General features: G+C 34.8%; 9 protein-coding genes and 1 other RNA gene. All 10 read right to left on the reverse strand.

Annotated elements, in window-relative coordinates:
• Positions 1 to 45: 45 nt before the first annotated feature.
• The 10 genes from ACECE_RS31670 to ACECE_RS0207925 all read right to left on the reverse strand — a co-directional run bounded on the left by ACECE_RS31670 (position 46) and on the right by ACECE_RS0207925 (position 13521).
• A complete protein-coding gene (locus ACECE_RS31670; RefSeq protein ID WP_010246392.1) occupies positions 46 to 5292 on the reverse strand; it encodes a carbohydrate-binding protein in 5247 nt (1748 codons plus the stop codon).
• 398 nt (positions 5293 to 5690) lie between these two features.
• Positions 5691 to 6290 (reverse strand): recombination mediator RecR, encoded by a 600-nt coding sequence (recR, locus tag ACECE_RS0207890; protein WP_010246396.1) that lies wholly within the window; start codon positions 6288 to 6290, stop codon positions 5691 to 5693.
• Positions 6291 to 6307: 17 nt separating this feature from the next.
• Positions 6308 to 6652: a YbaB/EbfC family nucleoid-associated protein gene (locus ACECE_RS0207895; protein ID WP_010246398.1), complete on the reverse strand. Its 345-nt coding sequence runs from the start codon at positions 6650 to 6652 to the stop codon at positions 6308 to 6310.
• Between the two features lie 274 nt (positions 6653 to 6926).
• Positions 6927 to 8594, reverse strand: a complete 1668-nt coding sequence (dnaX, locus tag ACECE_RS0207900) for a DNA polymerase III subunit gamma/tau (RefSeq protein WP_010246400.1) — start codon at positions 8592 to 8594, stop codon at positions 6927 to 6929.
• Between the two features lie 174 nt (positions 8595 to 8768).
• An RNA gene (ffs, locus tag ACECE_RS30060) (signal recognition particle sRNA large type) lies at positions 8769 to 9032 on the reverse strand.
• Positions 9033 to 9216: 184 nt separating this feature from the next.
• The gene (locus ACECE_RS31020) at positions 9217 to 9369 is read right to left on the reverse strand and encodes a hypothetical protein (protein WP_010246402.1); all 153 of its coding nucleotides are present in this window, start codon (positions 9367 to 9369) and stop codon (positions 9217 to 9219) included.
• Positions 9370 to 9482: 113 nt separating this feature from the next.
• The gene (locus tag ACECE_RS0207910; RefSeq protein ID WP_162862504.1) at positions 9483 to 10739 is read right to left on the reverse strand and encodes a hypothetical protein; all 1257 of its coding nucleotides are present in this window, start codon (positions 10737 to 10739) and stop codon (positions 9483 to 9485) included.
• Entirely contained in the window at positions 10732 to 12102 is a 1371-nt protein-coding gene (locus tag ACECE_RS0207915) for a lipopolysaccharide biosynthesis protein (protein ID WP_010246406.1), read from the reverse strand. Before ACECE_RS0207915 ends, ACECE_RS0207910 begins: the two co-directional genes overlap by 8 nt.
• Before the next feature lie 60 nt (positions 12103 to 12162).
• The gene (locus tag ACECE_RS0207920; protein WP_010246408.1) at positions 12163 to 12789 is read right to left on the reverse strand and encodes a CpsD/CapB family tyrosine-protein kinase; all 627 of its coding nucleotides are present in this window, start codon (positions 12787 to 12789) and stop codon (positions 12163 to 12165) included.
• Positions 12790 to 12858: 69 nt separating this feature from the next.
• Entirely contained in the window at positions 12859 to 13521 is a 663-nt protein-coding gene (locus ACECE_RS0207925) for a YveK family protein (protein WP_010246410.1), read from the reverse strand.
• Positions 13522 to 13523 lie beyond the last annotated feature (2 nt).

A 13523-nucleotide genomic window follows, 5' to 3' on the forward strand; every position in this document is an offset into this window, starting at 1 on the left:
CCTTTTTAGTGTATAGTGCATTCATAGTTTTCAAAAATCGCTTAATTATGGCTCCATACCCCAATTAAGAATACCCAATATATATCCAGGTGATTTGTTCCATTCAATATAATACGATGCCGTTGAGTTGAATGAGTAATCACCAGTTTGGATAAAGTTTGTCCAATTGTTTTTTGCGAAACGCATCTGAATTTCAGTAGTTTCACCTGGAGACAATATTCCTGTATTACTTTTAAATCCTATTTCAATATAATAGTCTGCTGATGACGTTGGCAATATCATCTTGTTTATGCTTGATATTATGTTAGAACTTCCTGCTGTAGCCCAATCACACCAGATAGTTTGTGCATATTCTCCATTTATAGTATAGTAATACCGAACTTTTATATCGGATAGATTAATTGGAACATTTCCAGTATTGGTAATCTGGAACTTCGGATTTATTGAATTTACTTCGGCAACAGTTGTTGCATTAAACATTTTAACACTTATTTTTCCTTGGGTAGGTGTTGCTGTTGCTGTTGGTGTTCGTGTTGCTGTTACTGTTGGCGTTGGTGTTGTTGTCCGTGTTGCTGTTGGCGTTAGTGTTGGCGTTGATGTTGGTGTCCGTGTTGCTGTTACTGTTGGCGTTGGTGTTGTTGTCCGTGTTGCTGTTGGCGTTAATGTTGGCGTTGCTGATGGTGTCCGTGTTGCTGTTGGTGTTACTGTTGGTGTTACTGTTGGTGTTGCTGTTGGGGAAGAAGTCTGGGAAAATTTAAACCAGTTTACATTAAATAAACCGCTCCCATTTCCTTTTAACACCAGATATAATTTATGCTTCCCTGTTAAGCCATTAACATCACATGATTTTGTAGTCCAGTTCTGCCATCCCCCTGTGCCAGATATAAAACATGTTCCAACGAGTGTTCCTGTTAAGCTGTCAAGTCTGATTTCAATACTCCCCCCGTTGTTTGCACTTGCCACTCTTGCATTAAATGCAGATGCACCATTTCCAAAATCTACATTATCGAACACTATATAATCTCCTGTATCAATATAACCAATATTTTTTCCGCCTTCAGAACAGTTTTCCGTCTGAACACCAGACATAAAAGAATAATTTTCTGCTTCAACCTGATTATAAGGATTTATCATAGATGTTGGTGTCGATGTTGGTGTCAATGTTGGTGTCGATGTTGGAGTTAATGTTGGTGTCAATGTTGGGGTCAATGTTGGTGTCAATGTTGGGGTCAATGTTGGGGTCAATGTTGGGGTCAATGTTGCGGTCAATGTTGCTATCGCTGTTGCGGTCGCTGTTGGGGAAACAACTTCTTCAGAAAACAATACCGTCTGCGGAACTAATTGGTTAAATTTTATTGGATTCAATCCAACCCACCAATATAAGTTAGTATACCCACTATCTATTACAGCTTCAATCTTGATTTTGTGAATACTATCTTTTATAAAGTATTTTGCAACATTTGTTGATTGGGGCATATTATCCACCCAGATATTATATTTTGTAAGTCCAAAACGATCAACAAAACTGTAATAATTTGTTTCTGGTATTTTAATATACCCTGTCCACCTAATAGAAAGAGGTCCAGGTTCTTCGAAAGGATAATCCTCACCCCAGCTAAAATCTATAGTTTTATCAATCCTTGTCATCTTTAAATCTGTAAAATTTTTATCACCATAATATTCAGCTTTTAATCCATCTCCATTACCTATATAGATACAATTGCTCCAAGAATATATTCTTCCATAGATATCTTTTGCACTCCAAAATAGGTCATAATATCCATCAACAAATTGACCAGGCTCTATTTTTATTGTATTGCCATTTACTATTGTAAGGGGTATATCATTGATATCTGCAACAAGTTCAAAAGGTATATCAGATCTACCATTAACTTTAAATTGCAAATCTCCAATATCTTCAATAATATATTGCTGTGCAACATTCGAATCATAGGAACCATCTCTTGTAATAGTAAGTTCCTTAGTTGATACATTCCCAGCTTCGTCTGTCATTTTAATAATATAATTGTTATCGCCTGGTTCATAACGATAGAAGTCAAAAATAAAAGCTTTTTCTCCACTTGTGTCTTTTTCCCAATAGACATTGACATCATTAAAAAATACACTCGCGTTTTCCGAAACAAAGCCCCTAATATCAACCCTGCTTTCATACACAACATTTTCTCCTGTTGAACTTATAGAGATTTGTGGTTCTTTTGAAATAACCTTTAAATCATAAATCTCTGGGGGCACTGTATCTATTTCTACAGTTTTTTCTACCACATCTCCAACCGTCCCATCACTGGCAATCCCTTTAAAATATAGTTTATTTATTCCGTCACCAAAAGATATGTTATCAAACCAATGGTATCCTTGCCTTACAACACTATTATACTGGGTTCTATCTCCATCAGGTTTTTCAACCTCAAGTTCCACTAAGCTTACAAAGGGTGCAGATACTGAGAAGCTTTGTGACAGTGTATTAATTTTACCTCGCAAAGGATTATTAGTAATTAGACTTATATCTCCAGGTCTTTCAGCCACACCACACACAGCTGCAGCTTCATCAAAGGACATTTGAACTGGGATAAGCCTGTATTTCCATGTTCCTGGACTAATAGATTTTAGTTCAACTCCATTGGGAGAACGCGGACATTCCAGTATATCAAAAATTTGACCATTCGGATCTACTATTTCCACATCAAATATTCCCTGGTTGCTGTCAGCAGCAATCATATAATCATACCCACTTTTAACGGTAAAAGTATTATATGCCGAAGGAGTCCTGGTCATATTAATCGACTTGGAATTGATTACTTTATATCCTGCATTTGAAAAAGTATTATTTATATCACTGACAGTGGGATTTATTGGAGTTTCTGTTCCAGTTCCATTTGTAATTGAAAGAGCTAATGTTTTAATAGCTTCCGGTGAACGATATTGATTTGAATCCATTAAGTACTGACCTACTGCAGATGAAACTTCCAAATTATCAGACAAATCATAAGGTATAACCTGATATTTCCATATACCAGGAGCAGAAATCTTATCCATTTCAATTATTCCATTTTTACTGATTGCTGAATACGTTATATTAGCATATGGATCTGTAACTTTTAATTTGCAGGATGCAGCTACATCTACTTTTGATACTATCTTTGAAGAAGTTCCTCTTCTGACAATAAAACTTATCTCAGGAGAAGGTACCTCAGACGTTCCATTATATGTTGAAGAACTAACAACCTCATAATTCTGATAGTTCAACATATCTTTCAGATCATTTTCAAAAGTTCCTGATGTTGCTGAATAGGTTGAATTGGATAGTACAGAATTAGAAAAACTCTCTGACACTTTTACATTGTTTTCGCTAGATGTATTGACTGTTGAAACTGCATTCATTGTAAGCGACTGGTCTCCATACTTTTTCTTCCTCTTTTGAGATTCAGTCAAGCCTTGCATATCATAAGCGAGTGCCTCTACTGTGTAATTACCATTAGCATAATTTGAATTATTTAGTGTGCATTGGTAAGGAGCTGTTTCATCGTAGGATACAAGATTACCATTAACCACAAAAGCCACTAAAGCAATCATTGCATTATCTGTAGCATCGGCTTGAATTGTCGTTGAAGTTACATTTTGACTTACAATTCGTAGATCTTGGATCTGGGGTTTTATTTTGTCAAGTATATATCCATCTGATTCCATACCATGCCTCATAAAAATTTCCCATGATTCTTGGCTATTTGCATTTGCGCAATACAGCGATATCCATTTTTCCCAAAAGCTTAACATAGTAGGATTTGAACTACCTTTTAAGGAAATCATGGTTCTCATTACTGCTGGAAACCCAAGACTCAAACGATCACTTATATCCTTTTCTACTCGAACAGGCCTTCCCATTACCATAAGAGTGTTCTGAATCTTCCCTAAGCTCTCGTTGTTTGAATCACTCAAATCTTGCATAATAGCAGCACCTGAAATTTCACTCCTAGCTTTTTGCAAATCTGGATAAGGTAATTCGGCATCATAATCCTCAGATGAGTTCTGTCCATGAAATGATTCTGAACCAAGAACACTTACTGCAAAAAATTCAGCCCAGGCTTCTACATATGCTGTTTCCGCATTACTGCATTCAGTTGTCAGGCTGTGTTTACCTCCAGCAATACTTGATATGCCAGCAAACTCATACATGAGTTTATGACCATATTCATGTATAATTGCACCAGGGTTCATATCATAACTTAATGAATGAGATATGGATATGGTATTGTATAAATTTGAAAATTTTGCCCTGAGAGTTGAAGGTGTTGTATCATTTGTGTCACAATAAACTGTAACCTTTGAAGGCACCAAGGTTTGACCCGAATTCATACTCTGACCTACCCAGAAACCCGCCCCCCTGTCAATTGATTTAATAATATTGAAGGCACCACCTGGTTTGGCCTCCTTTGAACCAAAATCCAGAACCCTGTTTACTGCTCTACTCATGTTTATAATACCAGATTCATGTTTGATTACATCGGAAGAAGATTGCTTTTTATAAACTTTAGAATATGCATCATCTGCTTTAACAACATAGTATATATTGGCATTTTTATTAGAAATTGGAATTTTTTCTTCAAAGTCTCCGTTTGCTTTGGTTTTTGTTTCACCAATCTTTACATCTCCAGTTTTTTGTTTTTCATAGAATTCAACATTCATATTATCCAATGGATACTTCGTTTGACTTAAAAAAAACCCATTATTCTGATTTCCCATAAAATAAATATTTCCCTTGAAAGTATATATATCATAATTAAATCTGAAATATGCCACGTTATCATCTTTTTCTGTCCATATCCATTTTCCATCTACAAGTGGGTTAGGTAGCCATGGTCCATACTTTACTACTGCATTATTCCACCCGGAATCATTAAAAGATAAAGTCTCCCAACCTGGTTGATAAGTACCATTTGCCTGCCATGATGAAGAGGTATAATAACTTTTCCCATTGACATTCATGTTAGCAATCATTCCAACTCTATCGCCGTAAACATCCCATGCTTTTATAGCAACTACATTATCTCCATCAGGATCCATTTCAAAATTATAAGTTTTTGATAACCTCCAATTTTTTGGATCATCATATCTAGCTAAAAGCATTCCATTCAAATACACCTCGTAGGCATCATCAGCTGCAACCTGTATAGTACATGGGACTAAAGATGATGTCGCTTTTACCTGTTTGCTATCAAAGGTAAAAAAAACCAACAGCATTGAAATTGTTAATAAGATTGAAATCACTCTTTTCATATACATACCCCCTGTTTTTAAAATGTTGTTACTAAAACAATTCAGATTTTTTAAGATGCCCTCCCCTTATCAATAATAATTTGCTCCACTTCAATCAGATTAAATTATATACTATTTCAATACAGCAATATGTCATCACTATGCAGCATTTTGTCATATCTTTATCGCATTTTGTAATAACTTTATAGCATTTTGTCATAATTTCATATTGAGAAGAATAGTATAAGGATGCCATTTTAATATCCATAGTTTTGCCATCAAAACAGGATTTGTAAATTCCTTTATGAACAAAAAGAGCCACTTCAAGGTGGCTTCTTACGCAACCTTGAAGTGGCTCTTGATTAAACTTTATTTACTTGTAATATGATTTATTTGCGGGCTGCAGTTGTGTACTAAATTTATATCTCTCTTCTGCCTTCCAAAGCCTTAGCCAATGTAACTTCATCAGCGTATTCCAAATCTCCGCCTACAGGTATGCCGTGCGCAATCCTTGTGGCCTTAATGCCTATAGGCTTTAGCAGCTTTGAGATATACATTGCTGTAGCTTCACCCTCAATATTGGGATTTGTAGCAATAATAACCTCTTTGATGTCCTTATCCTGAATCCTGAGTAAAAGCTCCTTAATCTTAATATCCTCAGGTCCAATCCCCTCCATAGGTGATATGGCACCATGCAGGACATGATACAAACCTTTGAACTCCTTGATTCTCTCCATAGCAGCAACATCTCTGGCATCTTCAACAACACATATAACAGATTCATCTCTGGTGTTTGAACTGCACAGTGAACATATTTCACTATCCGTCAAATTGCCGCAAACACTGCAGTATTTAGTCTTTAGCTTCGCATCACTGATAGAACTTGCAAGCCTTTCAACCTTTTCAATAGGCATATTGAGTACATGAAAAGCCAATCTTTGGGCCGTTTTATGCCCAATTCCAGGTAACTTTTCAAACTCTTCAATAAGTCTTGCAACAGGTGCCGCATAAACACTCATTATAATCCATCCTTATATTAGAACAGTCCGGGTATACCACCTAATCCGCCTGTTATCTTGTTCATTTCTGAATTAACCATATCATCAGCTTTTCTAATAGCTTCATTTACGGCTGCCACAATCAAATCCTGAAGCATTTCAACATCATTAGGATCAACAACTTCAGGTTTAATAACAATTTCCTTTATTTCCTTCTTACCTGTTGCAACAACGGTAATTGCTCCACCACCTGCAGATGTTTCAATAGTCCTATCCTTCAATTCTTCCTGAAGCTTTTCCATATCCTTCTGCATCTTTTGTGCCTGCTTCACGAGATTATTCATATTTCCTCCTCCGAAGCCTGGAAAACCACCTTTTGCCATTTATAACCTACCTCCTGTTTTATACTAATTTAATAAGATACTATTAATTTTACACATCTTAACCTATTTCTTATTTATTAAGAATAAAATCAAGACACAATAAACATTATACATTAATATACGGTCAAAATACCAGTTCTTTTTAAATATTAGTCATATTTTATACACTTTTTATATTTTCATAAAGCTACTCATAAAGTTAACGTTTGCACCCTGCTTATTTTTAGGCAATTAGCAGCAAATCAGATTTATCCGCTTTTACATCTCAACCTTTTTATTCATCAATTATATTCAATGGTGTGTTTAATTTCTGTGCAATAGCATGTGCTTTCTCAACAAGTTCATCATTTTCATTACTGCTTCCTTCTTTATTCTCAATAATATCTCCACTATCAATGCATTTAACTCTTATCTCTCTTCCCAATCTCTTACTTGTATAATTCTCTAAGATTTCCGCATTTTCACTCTTTGATACATTGATTTTAAAATGGCTTCTTTCAGGTGGAAACACAATCCCCACAATTCTGCTGTCTATCTCAATAGCCTTAGTATCAAGGAGATAAGAAAACAGCGCCATTCTACCATTTTGTTTTAAATCATTTAATACATCTGCCCATATATCCAACCCTTTTAAGTTGCCTGCCAGGTTTTTAAGATCAATTTTACTATCGCTGGCAGCCATATTAGAGCTTTTATTCCCTGTATTTGGTTCATTGGGTCTATCGTTTTTTTTGCCATCAACATCATAGCTTCTTGATTCACCAGAACTTACCTTGACTCCATTTGCCAGCATATCGTTAATTTTCTTTTCAAGGAAATCAATTCTTTCATGCATACTGGCATCACCTGAATTAACACTATTCTCACAAAGCTTTATAAGAGCTACTTCCAACAAAACTCTGGCATGGGTTGACCACTTCATGGTGGCTTCGAGAGTTGAAAGCTCCTTAATAGCGGATGTTATCTCAATGTTTGACAGGCCTTGGCTCTGCGCTTTCATCCTTTGTATCATCTCTTTGGAAGCTTCAATTATTTCTTCCGGATTTCTGCTGGTACTGCAAATCAATAAATTCCTGTAATAGAGAACAAGGTCTGATACAAACTGTGTAATGTTTTTTCCATCCATAACCAGTACATTTATAAGATATAATACCTTTTCCACTTCTTTAGAATTAATAGCATCAACCATATCTGCAATAAATGTGTTGTTTACTATTCCCACAACTGACAGCACATCATCATAAGTCAAGTGCTTGTTACCAAGTGAAATACACTGGTCAAGAATACTGATAGCATCTCTTAATGCTCCATCAGACATCCTGGCTATAAGCTTTAACCCTTCATTTTCAATGCTTACTTCACTTGATTTTGCAATATGTTCAATTCTTTTTACAATACTTTCAACAGGAATTCTCCTGAAATCAAACCTCTGACACCTCGAAAGTATTGTTGCAGGTAGCTTGTGAGGCTCGGTCGTAGCAAGTATGAATACAACATGTCCAGGTGGCTCTTCCAAAGTCTTTAACAGGGCATTGAACGCGCCTGAGGAAAGCATATGAACTTCATCGATTATATATACCTTGTACCGGGCTTTTGATGGGGCATATACTACCTCATCCCTTATTTCCCTGACATTATCAACACTATTGTTTGAAGCCGCATCTATCTCAATTACATCAAGTAAACTGCCATTTAATATTCCCTTGCATATCTCACATTCATTGCACGGATCACCATTAGTAGAGTTCTCACAATTAATAGCTCTGGAAAATATTTTTGCCATAGTAGTCTTACCGGTACCCCTTGTCCCGCAAAAAAGATACGCATGAGCTATTCTTCCTACAGAAATACTATTTTTAAGAGTCTTTACAACATGCTCCTGTTCAACAACGTCTTCAAAAACCATTGGACGCCATTTCCTGTAAAGCGCTAAGTAAGACAAGCTTCTTCCCCCTAACTTCCGGCATATTCTACATAAATATATTATATAAATAAATAAGCTATTTAAAGGATTTTTAAATAGCTGTGCACTGTAGATGAAAAACTCTAAAACTAAATTTAAAATGCTTTTCATCTATATTTATTAAAATGTTTAGTTTTTTATAAATTTAATTGGCCGTGCACCCATCTTTGACAGGTTTCTACAAGCGTTACCTATGTAGTTAGCTCTAACCAGGCATTCCCACGGCACATGAAAGTGCTCGCTTACCGCTGCTTCCTTCCGAACCTGACGGGGTTCACGGGGTTTCATTGCGCAGGACCCGGTTTTCATTACCACTTACATAGGGCAGACCATACAAAAACAAGCCTGAGACAGGAATTCAATCCTGCTATAGCGGATTGCAGGTACAGGGCACCGCTACCTCCCCATCTAGCACGACCAAAGATTAACTATAAATAAAAACTCCGGAACATCGAGTCCCTACGTTTTTTGCCTCTTTCACTTCGCTTCAAAGAGGCGGAATAAAATACGCGTTTCTGCGTACTTAAGATATTATACTCAATAATCGGACATACTGCAAGACATTTTATTTAAATACTTGGATGAACTTTTATCCAATAAGCTATCTATTACCTTTAAATCTCTCATCTTCATGTATTTCAGTCTTCGCAGTATTGCTTTCTATAAAATTCGAATAGAACTTTGTATACTTATCCAGGATCTTCCTATCCCTTTCACTAAGTTCCGTCAATAAATACTTTTTATACTTATCCATTTTATCACATCCATTCATAGTTTCTACTATATTTAAAATATGAAAATTGAATTTGTATTATTCAAATATATATTTCTAAATATGGTAAAATCCTGTGAAATTATCTGCAGTATTTATTGAGCTTCCAAATACTTTTTCTTGAAACTTCTCAGATATAAGCTTTTCTTTATAGGCTCTTTAACACCAACCTTTTCATCGGAATAAAAATTAGCATATCCAATGAGCATATAGAAAACGAACATGCTGGCACTGATATCAAGAAGGTGGTTAAAAGTAAAAATAGCATTTAAGTAAAGTGTAAAATATAAGCCCCTTGTATTTTTTACGCCTGCATAAAGTAATGTAACAAAAGATATTAATCCAAACAAACCCATCTCCAAAAATATTTTGAGCTGATCACCATGTATGACAGGGAAAGCACTTTTTATATAGTACTTATCAGTCCTTAAAAAATACGTAGTAAATCCAAACCCTCTTTTCAAATTAATCCCACGATCTAGAAGTGATGCTAAAAAATCAGTTCTTCCTGAGGTAAAACCATTGATGCTAGTGCCAAAATTTCTGACAAAAAATCCTTCAAGCATATGTGCCGTAGAGCGATAAGCCAGGAAGTATAAAAACCCAACTACCAATATATTGCCCAAAACCGCTAATATGACAATAGCATTCTTTTTCTTAGAAGTCATTTTGAGCCTCATGAATAACCAAACTCCAAAAACGCTCATTAGTGCCATAAGAACTTCAAACCTTTTCATAGCAAAGATTGCAAAAATAATACTAACAACAAATTTAAAGTATTTCTTCTCGAACAAAAAGAACACAGCGAGCATACCAAATACTTGGGAATATTCACATTCATAAGGTGAATAGGATTTTAAGAAGTTAACACTTAAGATACCTGGTATTGATAACTTTGAAGCAAAACGGATAATAAACATAAGTATATAAATAACCAATATATAATCTATAAGTTTATTGAACTGTTCCTTCTCCAAAATCTTAAGACAAACACAAAATATCAACGGACAACACATAAATAACAGCTCAATATATGTTCTCTTAAGTAAAGCTCTCTCAAAAAACACCTGTATTATCATAGAGTACACACCTAAAAAGAGGATAATATAGAAATAATATTTATACCCTTTAGCCGCATGTAATATATCTTTTAACTTTATACCATCTTTACATATTACTAAAAAAGACATGAAAATCACTAAAATAAATGCCCCATATTTAGCATATTTCAGCTTTGCATGCATATCCCCCATTAAAATAGCAGTATGCACTATTAAAAGCTGCACAATAACCAATAAGGAATACTTGCTGACTCCACTCTTCGGATTTAAATGGTAGATCCATTTATTCAACCAAATTAGCCCCTTTCTCATTTTCTTTCCTCATTGCACTTAAAGTTCTTACCGTAATTATCGGCAAAACAATCGATAGCAAGAGATTGCTTATAATCAATGATAATATAACACCACTAAGACCTAAGGAAAAATAATTAGTCAAAACATAGCTAAGTGGTATGTTCATTACTGCACCTACTATTGTTAAAACAAGCTGAGATTTTAATTTCCCAACTCCATTGCAAAAAGATGTAAATATTACATTCCAACTTAATTGAATAACATATATGCAATAAAAAATAACATGGGTTAAAGAATAGTCCAACTCTCTTCCAATCCATAAATAAATCAGAAGCTTCAATGCCAGTGCAATAACAAAAAGGAAAATAGCAATTGGAATTAAAAACTGTATCATTTTTTTAATTGTATTAGATATCCAGTCGACATCTTTTTGGGCATAGTGATGAGTAAACGCCGACCATAAAGGTGCCGTCACACCAGTAAACAGTATATATACAACCAAAAAAGGTTTGTTTACAATCTGATATACCGAAACATATTGGGGTCCTAAAAACTGTGTAATAACTATATTATCTGCTGACATCAGAATCAAAGACGATAACTGAACAAACAAAAAGGTAACTCCAACATTCAGCAAATCCTTCATATAAACAAACTTTACATTTTTTAATGAAGGGATAATATCACGATACTTCTTTTTAAAAAGATACACGGATAAGAAAATATATGACAGATTTGTAGCAACCAAATAGCTCGATGCCAAATAAAAAATACTATTATAGCTGAACCTTTTAATCAGTAATATTGTCGGTATATATAATAAATTAAATATGAAGGCTCTGAAATCATAAAGAGCAGAGTCATGTTTTGCATACATAACTGCATTTAACAATGAGAAATAGAAAGATAAAAGGAATAACGGAATAGCAATGCTCATTAAAAACTTAAGTTCTGATCCTATCGTCTTATCTACATTGAAAATTACAGAATAATCAAATAACCTTACTACAAAAAACGAAATAACCATCAATATAAATATGAAAATACCAAACAGAACATAAGCAGTACTTACATATTCTTTGGCCTTGACTGAATCATTATTGGCATACGCTTCAGTTAATTTATTTCTAAGACCGTTAGATATACCAAGATCAACAACTATAAGCATATTAAATATAGAAAGAATCGTCATCCAAACGCCATATCTTGTCTGATCCAAATAAGGATAGGCTAACTTTACTACCAGAAAACCCAAAGCCAAAACAACAAATCTTATAATAGGTGCTATAATTGAATTCTTTTTAACCTTATCCTTAGTAAATATCAGTCCCTTTACCTTACCAATTACTACCTCATACATTTTGTACTTCTCACCTTTCAATAAATTAACCCGAAGAGGCTATCTTTTGTAAACATTCTCTTAAGTTCTTAAAATTGCACCGATAATATTCGCATTTACACTTTGAAGAAGTGATTTGGTTTCCAATACTTCTCCTGCACGACTCTTAGCTGCAACCACCATAATAACCCCATCTGAAACAGCCGCTAAAACTTGAGCATCTGTATATTTATTTAATGGTGGTGAATCTAGAAATACCATGTCAAACTCATCCAAGCATTTGTCTAAAAAATCTTTCATTTCTGAGGATCCTAGAAGCTCTGAAGGATTATCTACAGACGGACCGCTTGTTAAAACCCATAGATTATCTACTTCTGTTTTTCTTGTGCATTCTGAAATATTCTTCTTTTTTGCAAGTACACTGGTTAATCCCAACTTATTTTCAATTCCAAAAATGTCTGCTATCTTTGGGTTTCTTAAGTCTGAATCTATCAACAGTATCTTATTTCCTTCCTTAGCGAAAACAACTGCGAGGTTTGAAACAGTCCCTGTCCTGCCTTCATTTGGGAGTGAACTTGTCACTATAATCTTTCGAAGTTTTTCATTTGCAAACTTTATATTTGAACGTATCTTACGATACGCTTCTGATGCCATTGAATTAGGGTCATCTTTTGTCACAACCTTAAGGTTTACTTTTTTATCTGCCACTTGTACACACTCCTATTTTTTGATAAATAATAGCTTAAGTATTCTCTGGGATTTTTCACTCTATAAGCATTATCTGCTCACGTTTGACACAACACCCAAAACCGGCATTTCTAAAATCATTTTAATATCTTCTGCGGATCTGATTCTATCATCAAAGTACTCAAGTAAGAAAACACATGCGATAGATGCTCCAAAACCTAATATAAAACATATTGCAATTAACAATATTAAGCTTCCTCCTACAGGTTTACTCGGAACTACAGCTCTATCAAGTAATTTCAAATTATCAGTACTGGAAAATATATTAGCCCGGAGAATCAGAACCTCAGCCATGCTATTAGCAACAATTGCAGCAGCTTGAGGATTTTTGTCTTTCACTTTTATATAGATTACCCGTGTACCATATTCCGAAGAAACATTTACCTTCTTTTTGAAATCTTCATAGGTTAAGCTTGAAAACTTTTTTGCAGAATTGTTACTGTCCTGAGACAGTTTCTTTTGCACTTCATTAACTACAACTTGACTTAAAGCTATTTGGCAATAGTCGTTAACCAGAACTTCTTCGGAAAATGCATCTTCGTTTTCCAACCCAACGGCATAAACGCTGCTGGATGCTTCATATTTAGACATAGCAAATAGAACCAATCCACCAAGGATAGTGAATGCCAAAGTTACTGCAATTACAACATATATCCTTCTAAAAAAAATATTGATATACTCCTTAATTTCCATTA

The organism is Acetivibrio cellulolyticus CD2, assembly GCF_000179595.2.
Lineage (GTDB): Bacteria > Bacillota > Clostridia > Acetivibrionales > Acetivibrionaceae > Acetivibrio > Acetivibrio cellulolyticus.